The sequence below is a fragment of the Bacillus sp. JH7 genome (genome assembly GCF_001563515.1).
GTDB classification, from domain to species: domain Bacteria; phylum Bacillota; class Bacilli; order Bacillales; family Bacillaceae_G; genus Bacillus_A; species Bacillus_A cereus.
The window spans coordinates 3238477-3253026 of record NZ_LPUS01000001.1; the positions used below are offsets into that span (position 1 = coordinate 3238477).

Sequence of the window (14550 nt, forward strand, 5' to 3'; positions counted from 1 at the left end):
TTCAACAAAAAAACGTGATTCCCTCGAAAGGAAATCACGTTTTCTCAAGATATAATATTTTATACCCAACCTCTGAAGCGGCTTGCTTCAGCCATTTTACGAACACCAACCATGTACGCCGCTAAGCGCATGTTCACTTTACGAACTTGTGCTGTTTCATAAATAGAATCAAATGATCTTACCATTACTTTTTCTAAACGTTGTTCTACTTCTTCTTCAGTCCAGTAGTAACCTTGGTTATTTTGTACCCACTCAAAGTAAGATACTGTTACACCACCAGCACTTGCTAACACGTCTGGAACAAGTAAAATTCCGCGATCTGTTAAAATTTTAGTCGCTTCTAATGTTGTTGGACCATTTGCAGCTTCAACAACGATTTTCGCTTTAATATCATTAGCATTTTCTTCTGTAATTTGGTTCTCAATTGCAGCTGGAACTAAAATATCGCAATCAAGTTCTAACAATTCTTTGTTTGAAATTGTATTGTTAAATAACTTTGTTACTGTACCGAAGCTATCACGACGGTCTAATAAATAATCAATATCTAATCCGTTTGGATCATGTAACGCGCCGTAAGCATCTGAGATTGCAATAACTTTCGCACCTGCATCATGCATAAATTTAGCTAAGAAGCTACCAGCATTACCGAATCCTTGAACAACAACGCGTGCACCCTTAATATCAATGCCACGTTTTTTCGCAGCTTCGCGAATACAAATTGTTACACCTTTCGCTGTTGCTGTTTCACGTCCATGTGATCCACCTAGTACAAGCGGTTTACCTGTAATAAATCCTGGTGAATTAAATTCATCAATACGGCTATACTCATCCATCATCCATGCCATAATTTGAGAGTTTGTGAATACATCTGGAGCTGGAATATCTTTCGTCGGTCCTACGATTTGGCTAATTGCTCGTACATAACCGCGGCTTAATCTTTCTAACTCACGGAATGACATTTCACGTGGATCACAAATAATTCCACCCTTACCTCCACCATATGGTAAATCAACAATACCACATTTTAAACTCATCCAGATTGAAAGTGCTTTCACTTCATTTTCTGTTACATTCGGATGGAAGCGAATTCCACCTTTCGTTGGACCAACAGCATCATTATGTTGCGCACGATATCCTGTAAATATTTTAACAGTCCCGTCATCCATACGAACTGGTATTTTCACTGTCATCATACGAATTGGTTCTTTTAATAATTCATATACTTCGTTTGGATAACCCAATTTTTCTAACGCTTCACTAATAACAATTTGTGTTGAATTCAATAGTTCAAAATGTTGTTCCCTTTGTTGTTGTGTTTTTGTTTGAGTTCCCTTTTCGGCTACCATAGTAAGTAAACCCCCTGTAATTTCACTTGTTTAGTAAACCTTCATTGCCTAGTATACACCCTTAAATTTGGAATGCAATAGAAAACGCTAACAAATATATACAAACTATTTTCTATTGCAAGCGTTTTCACTATTATTATAGTCCTTTTATTACTTTTAGAAAAGTAAAATACTTAAATATTTAAATATTTTTTATTTTCATCAACCACACTCCCATAAAACTGCATATTTTATTTTCAAAAAGTATGTTCGAGTATTTACAATCATCCCTTCCCTTCTCCAAATAAGAACAAAACCTCAGCTATGTTGTATTAGCTGAGGTTTTGTTTTTTCACAAAGTAATTGTGTATTTGTTCTATCGCGTTAACATCCATTAATTCTTTACCGTACTCCATGATGCGATAAATGGTTGCTGTAGACGGATTACCGTATTCCGCTAAAATAGCTATAAAATCCGCCTTTAACAATTGAATTTGTTCCTCTTCTTCCACCCAAAGATAGAAGCGCTCATCCCACGTATATAGCTTTCCGCCAGTTACACCAAGGTTATATAAGCGATTCGACAGGTTAATTACGTCATCTAGCGTAGCAAACTCATATAATATATGCTCACTTTCATCTAGAGTCACTTGCATTTCAATAAACTCGTCACGGAACTCATCATCTGTATCTATTTCTTGATTTTCTTTCGTTACAATTACAACCATCCCTTGTGCTTGTAGAGAAAACACTTCAACTGCAATCGGACCATCTGCTTCAAATCCTAATTCCTTATTTGCTTCTTGCATCATATCACGAAATAATTGCTGTACTTTCGGTGCATTTCTCCATAAATCTTCTTTCGTTAATCCTCGTTCAGATAAATCATCAAATGTTAGAAAAATTTTTATCTTATTGTAATTTAATCGTTCCAGCCTCATCTCATACCCTCCCTACGTAACCAATGCATCTAATTTTTATTATATGAAATAGAAAATAGATGGTTCTTTTCGAACAACTATTCCGACATTTTTAACCATCCATCCCATTCTTCTTTCGTATCACCAATTAAGATTGTTTCAATGTCCAACTGGTTTAGAACGCCTAGCTTTCCGATGAATCCAACAGAAAGAGATTCCCTTTTTTCTTGTAATAAATTTATAAAGTTCATCGTCTTTTTCATTTCTTGTTCGTCAGCAAAAGATATAAATACATATTTCGGCTGTATTTCCTCTACCGCTGATAACATACCATCTTCAGCTAAGCTTGTCCTAATATATATCGCCTCATATCCTTTTAAGCGTAAATAAGTTGAAAAAATAAATCCTTTCAATGCATCCTTTTCTAACACAATAACTTTGTGTAAAGAGGAAAACATTGAGGCATTGTGATACACCATCCCTAGACGCGTTTGTAAAAATGATAGTGCATATTGAAATTGCACCATTGAAATCTCATTATTATTTTTTGACGTTAATAATTTGTCTGTCACTCGAAGAACAATACTGGCAACAACCTTCTCTGTTGAATATATACTAAAAGCTTCGTTTAATAATGCAGCAATTGTAATTTCATCAAATTTTAACAAAGCTTGTAGCAAATCGTCCACTAAAACAACTTCTTTATCGAAATGTATCTCTTTTTGAACTGTACTCTGCAAACGATTTTCTTCTAATAATTGAACTGCTTGTCCAATCATCATACCGGAAGAAACTTTTTCCATTAACCATTTTAAAATTTGAATATGCTCTTCTGTATATAAACGATGCCCAGCTTGATTCCGCTTTGGGGCAATAATTTGATATCGTCTTTCCCATGCACGAAGCGTACTCGGCTGAACTCCAATTATATTCGAAACGGCTTTTATATTGTATTTCCCATTAAGAGTTGGCATCATTTCCCTCCGCACAATGTAATGATGTGTGTTTGAGCAGGTGCTCGGAAACGAAGTGGTATCAATGTTGTTCCATACCCATTACTAACAAAGAGAATCGTATTTAAATGGTTATATACGCCACCTTTTAAATATTTTTTAGATGGGAATAATCGGATTTGCCCTCCATGCGTATGTCCACTTAAGACAAGTGAAATCTGTTCATTTCCAGACATTTTTTTTATTATATCAGGGTTGTGACTAACTAGGATACGAAAACCATCTTCTTTACAATCCGCCAATGCCAAATCTAGACGATCACGGTGCAATCCAACATCATCTATACCGAGCAAACAAATTTTCTCGCCTAATTCAGACTCAAATACCACTCTTGTATTATCTAAAACTTTTACGTTATTTTCTAATAATAACGCATCTAATTCATGATATTCTATCTCATAATCATTGTTTCCCCACACAAAATATACAGGAGCTACCTCTCTTAACTTTTGAATATTCGCAGAGATTTTTGATAAAGAGACACCTTTCTCTGCTAAATCTCCTCCGATAATTACGAGATCTACTTTTCCTTTTACTTGTTCAATTAACAAATTCGAAATGACTCTTCTATGAATATCAGAAATAAAAAACACATTTACCTTTTGAAAACTTTTCGGAAATTCTTTAAATACTAAAGTATGTTCCAACACCGTATTACGCATCGCTTCTTTATACATCACAAGAAGCAATAAAATCCCCATGCCTATGAGAGTACTGAATAATATAATCCATATCATATTTTTGACTCCCCTCCTCATAAAGATAATCCTAGGCTTTTATAACAAACGGTGATCGCTTAACTCACTAGCTTTCTTGCTTTGTGGACTTATCTTTTATCGGAATTTTTAATTCTTGACCTGCACTCACTTCATCTTCTTGCAAGTTATTATACTTTTTAATTACTTCAATTCCATTTCCATCTGAAAAATATTGCTTCGCTATACTTTCTAAAGTTTCTCCCTCTTTCACAGTATGCGTTATTACTTTTTCAGAATGTTTCTGCGACTCAGATTTAGCTGAATCAAAGAAGATTACTTCAAACGCACTTTTTCCGGCATTATTACTATCACCCTTCACCTGAATATATTTATCCGTGTACCACAAAATACTAATCGGCAGCAGAATGAATAGAAATGTTAAAACCCGGACGAAAATGTGATTTATTTTAAACTTTTGTTTTTTTTCTTTATTTCTATGAATTTCACTACGCGGCGGTAAACTTTCTTTTTCTTCCACTCGCTCAACTTCTAATTCCTCTTCAAAATCAGGAATTCGTTTCCTCATGTTGTTCACCACCACCTTCCATTTATTTTCTTAATTGGAGTCCCATTATAAAATCAACAAGAAAGTGTGCAAAGATTGTTATAAACAAATTTCCTGTCCATTCAAATACATAACCAAAGACAAAACTAATGAAACAGACGAAACAAAACAAAAATGGCTTTGTTATATAACGAATATGTAACACTGCAAATACGAAGCTCGCAATTACAATTCCAAAATGAGTCTGTACTACACCTCTAAATAAAAATTCTTCTGCAAAACCAATTAAGAACGTAATAACGAGTAAGTGTAGAACGGACATTCCTCGAAACATCTTATCGTTAATACCACCATCATCAAACCAAGACTCCGGAAACACTCGCATTGCAACATAATCTAATAACACAATACCAATCGCTAACAAACCACCTATAATAAGTATAGATACTGGTTCCCATTTCCATAAATTAAAGACTTCTTTTACATCTTGAAATAATATATATGCCAGTAAACAGCCAATACCGATAATAATTAACTGTGTTATATATAGATTCAGCCTTATTTCCTGCGGACTCATATCTTCAACATTATGCCTTTGAATGTTCATCATTCCTCCATCTTTTCTAGGCCGAAAAGCTTTTGTAACTCTGTTTCCCAATTATAGTCGAAATCCGATTGTTGCGCTCGTCTTTTTTTATAATCTTCTTTTATAATACCGCAATAATCGCAGCAATTAATTAACTCTTGCTCTTTCCTATAACCGAACTGTTGCAGCACATATTCACGTCTACACCCTTTAACTTGTATCCATGATTTCATATTTTCTAGCTCACTATATTTATTACGCAACCTTATTTCTACTTCAGCTATTAATCGGTTCATAATTTCATCTGACAAACCTTCTAATAATAATCTTCGTTGTTGTATAATTCCAACCTGTTCGAGATGATAACGAACGAAACGCCAATATTGCTCATTAAATCTTGCTGCATTATAACAAATTTCTTCTACATCTTCTATTGGTAATTCTTTCGTTTGAAACATTCTTTCTTGTAGTAAAGAAAATAAAAATTGTATTTGTGACTTACTTGGCAATTCATCCTCAATGATTGAAATTGGTAAATCATGATCCAGCGGACTACATAATAAAATAGCTATACTCGGTTCGCCATCTCTTCCAGCTCTTCCGATTTCTTGTAAGTAAGAAGCTATATTAGTTGGATAATGAAAATGAATAATATATCGCGTATTCGCCTTATTTACCCCCATACCAAATGCACTTGTGCATATTACAAGTTGCAATTGATCGTTCATAAACTGCTGTTGAATTAACATACGCTCTTCATGTTCCATACCACCATGATAAAAAGCTACACCAGTAACACCTTTCCCTCTCAAGTATTCCGTTAACCTTTCTGTCCACGCTCTACTTGAGCAATATACAATCCCCGGCCCTTGTAAATACATCACCTGCTCTAAAAGCGCCTCTTTCTTTTCTTCTATCGTCTCTACAAATTGCACATCCATTGCAATATTAGGACGATCAATAGAGTATACATGTTCCGCGGCACCCTTTAAATTTAAACTATTTGCGATATCCTGCAGTACCCCTTTTGTCGCTGTGGCTGTCAATGCTAATACTGTAGGAGAACCAATATTTTCAATAACTACATTTAGTTTTTTATAGTCCGGTCTAAAATCATAACCCCATTGAGAAATACAATGAGCCTCATCAACAACAAATAATGAAATATGAATTTTCTTCAATTCCCTAATTAATAACTCCGACTGTAACATCTCTGGTGAAACAAAAATAAATTTATATGAAGATAATTTTTTCATCGCTTCTCTTTTTTCATTTAATGTCCGAAAACTATTAAATGCTATTACTCGGTTTTTCACAACATACTTTAATTGTGTCACTTGATCTTCCATTAAAGATAATAACGGTGATACAACAAGCACTGTTCCTTCTCGCATAAGCCCCGGAAACTGATAGCACATAGATTTCCCTCTTCCAGTCGGAAGCATTGCTATCACATCTTTTCCTTCTAATAAATCTGTAATAACTCCTTTTTGACCTGGACGAAATTCAGAATATCCAAACCACTTATATAAATATTCTTCAAGTTTCATTTACACCCTCCATCCGCGCTAATACAAGACGAACTTCAAAATAAGAGATATCTTCTCCAACCGCTTGTTTCAAAACACGTAACTTCCGCGTTTGCAATGCTTCAATTACTTTTATTACTTTGTCTATCTTTTCTTTTTCCATAAACATTTCAATAGAAAAATCTTTTTCTCGCAAAGCAATTTCAACAAAATGATCTTCTATCGTTGCAACCTTTAAATTCCGAATCGTCGCTATTTCTTCTAAAGAACGTCCTTGTCTCCAAAAATTATATGTTTTTTTCGTGGATAAACTAAATAATTCAGCTCTCTCATTTGGATAAGATATAATTTCAGCTAATAGTGGAAATTCATTTTCTTTATCACGAACTTCTTGTATAAAGAAATGCATTGTACCCCAAAATAAAAAATACACCCTGAATATATCTTGTTTCGTAATTTCTGCTAATTGTTGCAATGTACAACCAATACGTTCATAACCCGTTAGTCGATATGTTACAATCGTCGCTTCTATCGTATTGCTCTTTTCTAAAAGATTATGTACTTCCGTCCATAGTTTTCTCGCCAACTCACTTCTCTTATATGGTATTCCTGTTAGAAAACGTTTCACCCACATCATTATTTCTGTATCTTGCTGAATTGGGATAAACTTCGTATTATTCTGTTGTAAATTTGATATAGTTTGAATAATTAATGATAATCTTTTCCAAAATGTTTCACCTAATTCACCATAATGTAAACCATGCAAATGCGCCGGAAAAGCATAAACTTCCTCCCATTTATGTAACTGCATTTTACCCGTAGGTGTTAACACATATGTATTTTCATGTATTTCTTGAATAAAATTCGCTTGCAACAACTTTGCAACTTCACCATCATAGTCATTTCTATTCAATGATTTGTATATTCCGAACAAAAAAGAAATTCGGAACATATTTCCATCTTGTAAAGTTTGCGAAGAACGTTTGCCCTTTAGTAAATAATAAATAGAAGAAACGGTTCTTTCACCATTCAATTGTTTTAAACAATGCAACAAAGTATATTGTATTTGCATGACCGCTTCCACCTTCCAATCTTAACTTCATTCTTTTCAGTACAATTACACTATCTACTTTCGCTCATTAAACTTATCATATAAGAACTATATACTTGTATATATTCTATTGTATCAAACGAAATCATATTTACGTATTTTGAAAATCTTATGACATAATTCAAAAATAAGTTGACACTCTAATTGATAAGCATTATCATTATAATTTTATGTTGAAAAGTTTTACAAACCGTTTTACAATAAGGTTATAATTTTTATGGCGAGCTTTTCACATACATATTATCAGGAGGGAAAAAAGATGGCAAAATATACAATCGTTGATAAAGATACTTGTATTGCATGTGGTGCTTGTGGCGCTGCTGCACCAGACATTTATGACTATGATGATGAAGGTATTGCATTTGTAACATTAGATGATAACCAAGGTATCGTTGAAATTCCAGATGTATTAATTGAAGATATGATGGATGCATTCGAAGGCTGTCCAACTGACTCAATTAAAGTTGCTGACGAATCATTCGACGGAGACGCTTTAAAATTCGAATAGTCTTTTATTAACTTCAAAAAATGCCCCTCATATTGATGAGGGGCATTTTTTGTATCTAAATTTTATTTTCCTTAATAAAAAACCATTAGTAGTTTCACACTACTAATGGTTTTAATATATATTATGCATTTTTCATTTTTGCAAACACCCATACTTTCAGGCGTGAGAATAATGCTACAAATACAATTGTTACAACAATCCCTTTAATTAAATTAAATGGTAAGATTGCCGTTACAACCGTTGTTCTTATAGCTTCGCTAGACATAGCCGGTGAATTTAAAAACCAAGTGTAAGCCGGGAATATGATGATGTAGTTTAATACACTCATAATAAGCGCCATTGTAATTGTCCCTAGCATTAATCCTGTAGTTAAACTCTTCACAGTACGATACTTTCTAAATAAGAAAGCTGCTGGTCCAATAAATAAACATCCTGCAATAAAGTTTGCAATTTCTCCAACTGGTACTCCCGTTAAACTTCCTTGAATCCCGTAATGTAAAATGTTCTTTATCGCCTCTACAATCACTCCTGCTACTGGTCCAAAGATAATTGCTGCAATTAGAGCTGGTACATCACTAAAATCAATTTTCAAAAATGGCGGAAGCCCTGGGAACGGGAAATCTAACATCATTAGTAAATATGCAATACTACTTAGCATCGCTACACTCACCATCTGCACTACACTGTTTTTTTGTTTCATCTTTCTCTCTCCTTTTCCATCGATCATCTCATGGAAAGTGGAAAGGTTCTGCTATGCCTATTTTTTCATAGAACGAAAAAACCCTTTGTGTTTTACACAAAGGGAGAATTTAAGGCACATCAAACAGACGTTCAAATCCATATCTTTTTTGAACGCTTGAACCTCCATCTTCTCCCATCCAGACTATACTGTCGGCTTTGGAATCACACCAAATCCTGCCTTAACGGCTCGCGGGCTTAGAACAAAATCATAAATAGTTCATCACCGCCGGTCGGGATTTTCACCCTGCCCCGAAGATAGACCGATATTCTATTTTCCCCTTCATTATACAACAACCTCATAACATTGTGAACTAAAAAATTGTAACTTATTTAAAATTAGTTATTTATTTTTCGTAACAAAAAATAAATTGCGAGATATTTTACAATACAATCCATATTTTTTATTATTCGGCATTTCTCTTTTGAATTACCTAGTCATATATAATTAAAAGTGATAAGATATTGAATTGTTAAGATAAGAACATTTTCTGAGTTATGGAGGAAATGTCATGAAAAAAGACAAGAGACATTCTATTCGAGAAGCAATGAAAAAAAACTTAAGAAAAGAATACTTTTACTTAAAAAAAGAATTACTTTTCTACTGTCCAATTGATTTAGGCACATTCTCAAACGAGACATACTATGCTACTTTCGATGAAGATGGCATTAGTATTTATCAGTATGATAAAAAAACAGAAAGTAAATTAAAATTGTGTGAGCGTCATCCGTGGAAGAGTTGGAATAAAGTGAAGATTGATCACTATTTGACAACTTCTCAATTTATTTTTCAGGGTGAGCGAAATTGGATCTTATCTCTTTTTCAAAAAGGAAAAGAAGCTCAAAAAATTATTGAAGAGCATACATCTTTACAAACAGAAGTTGTTTCCCGCTCTTTCTTAAAAAAACTTCCTGGTTTTCGTTCTAATACACCACTGAATAAATACATCGGTAGTATTTGTTACACTGCACTTATTGCATTTTTATTAAAATGGATGATTCCATTTCAAGCACCACAAATCGCCCTGTATTCTATTTCGATTGGTTGTATGCTTCTTGGCCTACTTTGTTTGACAATCGGTTTAATTGAACCGACTATCGTACTGTTTCGAACAAAAGAGAAAACAAGAACAAAAGTTTTTTACTTATATAGCTATTTAGCTATTTCTGGATTTATATGTGTCTTTATTTTTTGGTAAAAGAAGCCGTCCCAAAATAAATTTTGGGACGGTTTTCTTTTAGATATAGATGCTCTAATTCACTCAATAGTTCTAGCAAAAGCGCCCATATAATTTCATTTACATTGAACCTTATTTAAGAAGAACATAAATTTGTTCAAAGTTTAATTTTTGAAATGTTTCCTTCACTTAACATATAATTGTTGATTAGGATAAATTAGCTCTTGCTGCAATCCATTTTTTTCTTTAATTTCCTTAAGTGTCATACTAAATTTCCGTGCAATACTAACTAAAGTATCCCCTTTTTGTACGACATATAATGATGAAGAAACAACTTCATTTCTTTGTTCATTTAAAACAAGCAATGGGTTCATCGCATTCTTTTTCGCCATCGTCCATCTTCCTTGATGAAGTTCTAGATGTAAGTGTGCACCTCGCGATTCTCCCGTGTTCCCTACTTCTCCAATTTTTTCTCCTTTGGAAATATAATCTCCTTGCCCCACATATCTCTTATTTAAATGTGCATATACAGCCTCATATTCTCCGTGTTTAATAAATACAACATTTCCATAACTACTTGAATAATAAGACTTCGTTACCCTACCATCTTGAATAGCTGCCACAGGCGTTCCAATCGGCGCAGCTACATCAATACCATAGTGTTTTCCATGCCTTGTCCCAAAATAATCACTTATCTGACCTTCAACAGGCCATGTCCATCGATTTTCTTCTGCATAAACATGTAATTGAGATACAAACAGCATACTCAATAACATGACGCCGCATTTTAAAACTTTCATATACATCCTCCGTTTTCTAATTACCACCATACCTTCTCTATTTTGGTATATTACAGAAAAAAGTATACAAAAAAAGAAAGTGAATTACTCCACTTCCTTCTCTTTCTTATCACGAAAAACTAATGCACTACGGTTATACTCCACATCTTTCACTTGTAATCGGGCATTTATTACTCGAGCTATCGCAAACAAATAATCAGATAATCTATTTACATACTTTAAGACAACTTCATTTATTTTCACTTCTTTTTGCAATGATACTATAGAGCGTTCTGCTCTCCTTACAACAGTACGTGCAATATGAATAGTAGCCGCCGCCTCGCTACCACCTGGCAAAATAAAGCGTTCTAATGGCGGGGCTTCTTCTATATATAAATCAATCTTTCTTTCTAAACTTTCAACCATCTCAATTGTCACTTTATAAGGAATTTTTTGTTCCACTATTGCCAAGTCTCCTCCGCAATCAAATAGTTCATGTTGAATATTTTCGAGCTCATTGTAAATATCTCTAAAAGCCCCGCCTTGAACCTTAGTCATTGCATATCCAATATGAGAATTTGCCTCGTCTATTGTTCCATACGCTTCCACACGGATATCATCTTTATCAACCCTGCCACCTATTACACTTGTCGTTCCTTTATCTCCTGTTTTTGTATATAATTTCATTTCTTCACAGCACCCTCTCTTGTTATTCTTGATTCGACCAAGATAGAAAAAAGTTCTACCATTCTTTATTTAATTGAGTTTACAAAAAAATAAAAAACAGCAGAACTTTATTCATTATCAACTTTAAAAAAGCATATCTAAATTATACGATTCGGTAAATATACAGAGAATGTAGTTCCTTCTCCAACAACACTTGATACAGAAATTTTACCGTCATGGCCTTGAACAATATTTTTCGCAATTGCAAGCCCGAGTCCTGTTCCACCCTTTTTCCCACGTGTTCTTGCTTTATCAGCTTTATAGAAACGATCAAATAAAAATGGAATATCCTCTTCTGGAATGCCTACACCCGAATCTTGTACTTCAAAAATGAGGCCATTATTTTTCGTATCAATTACAAGCGTTACATGTCCACCCGCATTCGTATGACGAATTGCGTTATCAATCAAGTTCGTCAACACTTGTTCCATCCGATCTGCATCAAACGCATATTCTTCAATCTGATTCCGGAAATCAACTGTTAGTTCAACTTCTTTATCCTTTGCAATCCCTTGGAATTTACGACCAATTTTTTCCACAAACGGATGTATGTCCACTTCACCAATATGTAACTCTACGTGACCGCTTTCCATACGAGCTAAATCTAACAATTCATTTACAAGTTTACCTAAACGAACGGATTCATCATAAATGATTTGAACAAACTCATCTATTTCCTCTTTCGTTTGCACAATATCATCTAAAATCGCTTCACTATACCCTTGCAGCATGACCATCGGTGTACGAAGTTCATGTGATACATTCGCAATAAAGTCTTGACGCATTTTCTCAAGACGACGTTCTTCCGTCATATCTCGCAGTACCGCTACAGCCCCACGAATTTTCGTTTGATTGTAAAGTGGTGTCATAAGAACTACATAGTTCCCTTTTTGTAAATTAATTTCAACAACTTGTTGTTGCTCGCTTTCTACAACGAGATGGAATAGTTCCACAAGTTCAGAAGGTAATTTTTTACTTAACTCTATCTCTTTTTCTTCTTGCCAAACTTGTAAGAAATGTTCAGCCGGTGGATTAATAACTACGACTTCACCTTCTTGATTTAACGTAATAACTCCATCTGCCATACTACTCAAAATACTAGCTAACTGTTCTTTTTCTTGCTGCAAAGCATTCATATTAAACTTCAACTGTTTACCCATTTGATTTAAGGCCGTTGCCAGCTCACCAATTTCGTCCTGAGATACCATAGGAGCCTTTGCATCAAATTTCCCACGTGACACTTCAAAAGCAACCTCACGCATTTTACGAAGCGGTGCTGTAATCCGAGTAGATAAGAAGAACGCAAAGAAAGTTGTTAATATAATCGCAATCCCAGCGGCTAAGAAAATGAAATCAGTCGTTCTCTCCATATCTTTTATTGGCACTTGTAAAGATTCATATACGAACACTGCGCTTTGATTTTTTGATTGCACTGGTTTCCCAACGATCACAATATCATTTTCAGTGCTTTTATTCTTTCTACTATCAGAAGCTTTTCTAATGTTGTTCTTAATTTCTTTTTTGTCCGTAAAAACAGCGGCTAATTCTTTATCTTCTTTTAAATTATCCATTGTAAGGGTGACTAACCCTTCTTGTTTCGGTGAAGAAGAGATTTCCTTGCCATCTTCTACAATAATAATCCTTGAAAGTGGATCAGAGAATTTGTACGCGATGTTCTCAATCGTTTTTACATCGGCACCTTCTTCAATTAATTCCGTAACACTTGTTGCGACTTTTTGAAGTCTATTTTCACTCATATCAACATAATACGTTCTAAAAAATTGTGAAAGTAAAATCGCAACAAATCCAAGAACAAACGAAACGAGAAGTAATATGGTCATCCATAACTTCCCTACTACACTTCTCCAAAGCATCAGTCGTTCACAACCTCAAATTTGTAACCTACACCCCAAACAGTAACAATCATTTTCGCTGCATCTGGTGATTTTTTGCTTAACTTCTCACGTAAACGCTTTACATGTGTATCAACTGTACGTAAATCTCCGAAGAATTCATATTGCCATACTTCTTTTAACAGCTGCTCACGATCGAATACTTTATCAGGAGCTTTCGCTAAAAATAATAGTAACTCATATTCTTTCGGCGTTAAGTTTACTTCATTGCCATCTGCAGTAACACGGTGTGCATCGTTATCAATTGTTAAGTGAGGGAATACAGTAACATCTTTTGTCGTTGTATCTTGTGTAAAGAATGTTGTTGGTACAGCACGACGTAATACCGCTTTCACACGTAGCACGACCTCACGTGGACTAAACGGCTTTACAATATAATCATCTGTTCCAACTTCAAATCCTTGTACTCTATTTACTTCTTCACCTTTTGCTGTCAGCATAATAATTGGTGTCGCTTTCTTCTCACGAACCCCTTTACATACTTCAATGCCATCTTTACCAGGCATCATAAGATCTAATAAGATTAAATCGTAATCATTTTGCAACGCCATTTCTAAAGCTGTATCACCATTATCTGCTTCTTCAATCGTATATTGTTCTCTTTCTAAGTACATTTTCAATAAACGACGAATACGATCCTCATCATCTACAATTAAAATTCTTGATTCATTTTCCATCTCTACCCGCTGCGTACTCTCACCTCAGCGGTTCACACCTACCCTTCTTTAACTATTATGTTGCGCTATTCTCGCTTATTTAAGCAATCTTCTAAATGTTTCACTTCCCATATTATGCTTCACAAGAATAATAAATTTTGTTCAATTTTTTTCCAAAACTATGTATTTTTTTTGAACTGTATATAATGTCCTCGACATCATTTTACAAAATCAACCGCTACTTTGTCATGTTTTTCTCAAAAAAGAAGAAAAGTTGACAAAAATAAAATAGGAAAGTGACATGC

15 protein-coding genes and 1 riboswitch are annotated in these 14550 nt (G+C 34.4%); of the genes, 2 read left to right on the forward strand and 13 right to left on the reverse strand.

Annotated features, from left to right (window positions below):
- Nucleotides 1–59 precede the first annotated feature (59 nt).
- The 8 genes from gudB to AU379_RS16270 form a co-directional block, all read right to left on the reverse strand.
- Nucleotides 60–1346: an NAD-specific glutamate dehydrogenase gene (gudB, locus tag AU379_RS16235; protein ID WP_000225173.1), complete on the reverse strand. Its 1287-nt coding sequence runs from the start codon at nt 1344–1346 to the stop codon at nt 60–62.
- A 311-nt stretch (nt 1347–1657) separates the two neighbouring features.
- The gene (locus tag AU379_RS16240) at nt 1658–2266 is read right to left on the reverse strand and encodes a genetic competence negative regulator (RefSeq protein WP_001235397.1); all 609 of its coding nucleotides are present in this window, start codon (nt 2264–2266) and stop codon (nt 1658–1660) included.
- Nucleotides 2267–2343: 77 nt separating this feature from the next.
- Entirely contained in the window at nt 2344–3219 is an 876-nt protein-coding gene (locus AU379_RS16245; RefSeq protein WP_001142650.1) for a MerR family transcriptional regulator, read from the reverse strand.
- On the reverse strand, nt 3219–3995 hold the full coding sequence (locus tag AU379_RS16250) for a metallophosphoesterase (RefSeq protein ID WP_000637799.1): 777 nt from the start codon (nt 3993–3995) through the stop codon (nt 3219–3221). Before AU379_RS16250 ends, AU379_RS16245 begins: the two co-directional genes overlap by 1 nt.
- 67 nt (nt 3996–4062) lie before the next feature.
- Nucleotides 4063–4542, reverse strand: coding sequence for a LysM peptidoglycan-binding domain-containing protein (locus AU379_RS16255; RefSeq protein WP_001231553.1), 480 nt, complete (start codon nt 4540–4542; stop codon nt 4063–4065).
- Between the two features lie 22 nt (nt 4543–4564).
- Complete coding sequence (locus AU379_RS16260; protein ID WP_001025780.1) at nt 4565–5128, reverse strand: CPBP family intramembrane glutamic endopeptidase; 564 nt, start codon at nt 5126–5128, stop codon at nt 4565–4567.
- The gene (gene recQ, locus AU379_RS16265; RefSeq protein ID WP_000762979.1) at nt 5128–6657 is read right to left on the reverse strand and encodes an ATP-dependent DNA helicase RecQ; all 1530 of its coding nucleotides are present in this window, start codon (nt 6655–6657) and stop codon (nt 5128–5130) included. The genes AU379_RS16260 and recQ overlap by 1 nt, the downstream gene beginning before the upstream one ends.
- Nucleotides 6647–7708: a helix-turn-helix domain-containing protein gene (locus AU379_RS16270; RefSeq protein WP_001167008.1), complete on the reverse strand. Its 1062-nt coding sequence runs from the start codon at nt 7706–7708 to the stop codon at nt 6647–6649. Before AU379_RS16270 ends, recQ begins: the two co-directional genes overlap by 11 nt.
- Nucleotides 7709–8006: 298 nt before the next feature.
- Between AU379_RS16270 and AU379_RS16275 the strand changes: the two genes are divergently transcribed.
- Nucleotides 8007–8255, forward strand: a complete 249-nt coding sequence (locus tag AU379_RS16275) for a ferredoxin (RefSeq protein ID WP_001151993.1) — start codon at nt 8007–8009, stop codon at nt 8253–8255.
- A gap of 121 nt (nt 8256–8376) precedes the next feature.
- Here the strand turns inward: AU379_RS16275 and AU379_RS16280 are convergent, their stop codons facing one another.
- Entirely contained in the window at nt 8377–8955 is a 579-nt protein-coding gene (locus tag AU379_RS16280; protein ID WP_000810856.1) for an ECF transporter S component, read from the reverse strand.
- A gap of 162 nt (nt 8956–9117) precedes the next feature.
- Nucleotides 9118–9257: riboswitch (FMN riboswitch) on the reverse strand.
- Between the two features lie 248 nt (nt 9258–9505).
- Between AU379_RS16280 and AU379_RS16285 the strand changes: the two genes are divergently transcribed.
- Complete coding sequence (locus AU379_RS16285) at nt 9506–10192, forward strand: hypothetical protein (protein WP_000710837.1); 687 nt, start codon at nt 9506–9508, stop codon at nt 10190–10192.
- A gap of 164 nt (nt 10193–10356) precedes the next feature.
- On the opposite strand, the gene AU379_RS16290 is transcribed toward AU379_RS16285, so the two are convergent.
- The 4 genes from AU379_RS16290 to resD all read right to left on the reverse strand — a co-directional run bounded on the left by AU379_RS16290 (nt 10357) and on the right by resD (nt 14266).
- Complete coding sequence (locus tag AU379_RS16290; RefSeq protein WP_000866125.1) at nt 10357–10971, reverse strand: peptidoglycan DD-metalloendopeptidase family protein; 615 nt, start codon at nt 10969–10971, stop codon at nt 10357–10359.
- An 84-nt stretch (nt 10972–11055) separates the two neighbouring features.
- The gene (locus tag AU379_RS16295) at nt 11056–11637 is read right to left on the reverse strand and encodes a cob(I)yrinic acid a,c-diamide adenosyltransferase (RefSeq protein ID WP_000781277.1); all 582 of its coding nucleotides are present in this window, start codon (nt 11635–11637) and stop codon (nt 11056–11058) included.
- A gap of 137 nt (nt 11638–11774) precedes the next feature.
- On the reverse strand, nt 11775–13550 hold the full coding sequence (gene resE, locus AU379_RS16300; protein WP_000964697.1) for a sensor histidine kinase ResE: 1776 nt from the start codon (nt 13548–13550) through the stop codon (nt 11775–11777).
- Nucleotides 13550–14266 carry a DNA-binding response regulator ResD gene (gene resD / locus AU379_RS16305; RefSeq protein WP_000426861.1) on the reverse strand — a complete coding sequence of 239 codons (717 nt, stop codon included), beginning with the start codon at nt 14264–14266 and terminating at the stop codon, nt 13550–13552. The genes resE and resD overlap by 1 nt, the downstream gene beginning before the upstream one ends.
- Nucleotides 14267–14550 lie beyond the last annotated feature (284 nt).

Excerpts from the sequence above, each read along its gene's own strand:
- AU379_RS16275 (WP_001151993.1), top strand. The coding sequence starts at position 8,007 with ATGGCAAAATATACAATCGTTGATAAAGATACTTGTATTGCATGTGGT.
- AU379_RS16295 (WP_000781277.1), bottom strand. The coding sequence starts at position 11,637 with ATGAAATTATATACAAAAACAGGAGATAAAGGAACGACAAGTGTAATA.
- AU379_RS16270 (WP_001167008.1), bottom strand. The coding sequence starts at position 7,708 with ATGCAAATACAATATACTTTGTTGCATTGTTTAAAACAATTGAATGGT.
- recQ (WP_000762979.1), bottom strand. The coding sequence starts at position 6,657 with ATGAAACTTGAAGAATATTTATATAAGTGGTTTGGATATTCTGAATTT.
- AU379_RS16280 (WP_000810856.1), bottom strand. The coding sequence starts at position 8,955 with ATGAAACAAAAAAACAGTGTAGTGCAGATGGTGAGTGTAGCGATGCTA.
- resD (WP_000426861.1), bottom strand. The coding sequence starts at position 14,266 with ATGGAAAATGAATCAAGAATTTTAATTGTAGATGATGAGGATCGTATT.
- resE (WP_000964697.1), bottom strand. The coding sequence starts at position 13,550 with ATGCTTTGGAGAAGTGTAGTAGGGAAGTTATGGATGACCATATTACTT.
- AU379_RS16260 (WP_001025780.1), bottom strand. The coding sequence starts at position 5,128 with ATGAACATTCAAAGGCATAATGTTGAAGATATGAGTCCGCAGGAAATA.
- AU379_RS16250 (WP_000637799.1), bottom strand. The coding sequence starts at position 3,995 with ATGATATGGATTATATTATTCAGTACTCTCATAGGCATGGGGATTTTA.
- AU379_RS16255 (WP_001231553.1), bottom strand. The coding sequence starts at position 4,542 with ATGAGGAAACGAATTCCTGATTTTGAAGAGGAATTAGAAGTTGAGCGA.
- gudB (WP_000225173.1), bottom strand. The coding sequence starts at position 1,346 with ATGGTAGCCGAAAAGGGAACTCAAACAAAAACACAACAACAAAGGGAA.
- AU379_RS16285 (WP_000710837.1), top strand. The coding sequence starts at position 9,506 with ATGAAAAAAGACAAGAGACATTCTATTCGAGAAGCAATGAAAAAAAAC.
- AU379_RS16240 (WP_001235397.1), bottom strand. The coding sequence starts at position 2,266 with ATGAGGCTGGAACGATTAAATTACAATAAGATAAAAATTTTTCTAACA.
- AU379_RS16245 (WP_001142650.1), bottom strand. The coding sequence starts at position 3,219 with ATGCCAACTCTTAATGGGAAATACAATATAAAAGCCGTTTCGAATATA.
- AU379_RS16290 (WP_000866125.1), bottom strand. The coding sequence starts at position 10,971 with ATGAAAGTTTTAAAATGCGGCGTCATGTTATTGAGTATGCTGTTTGTA.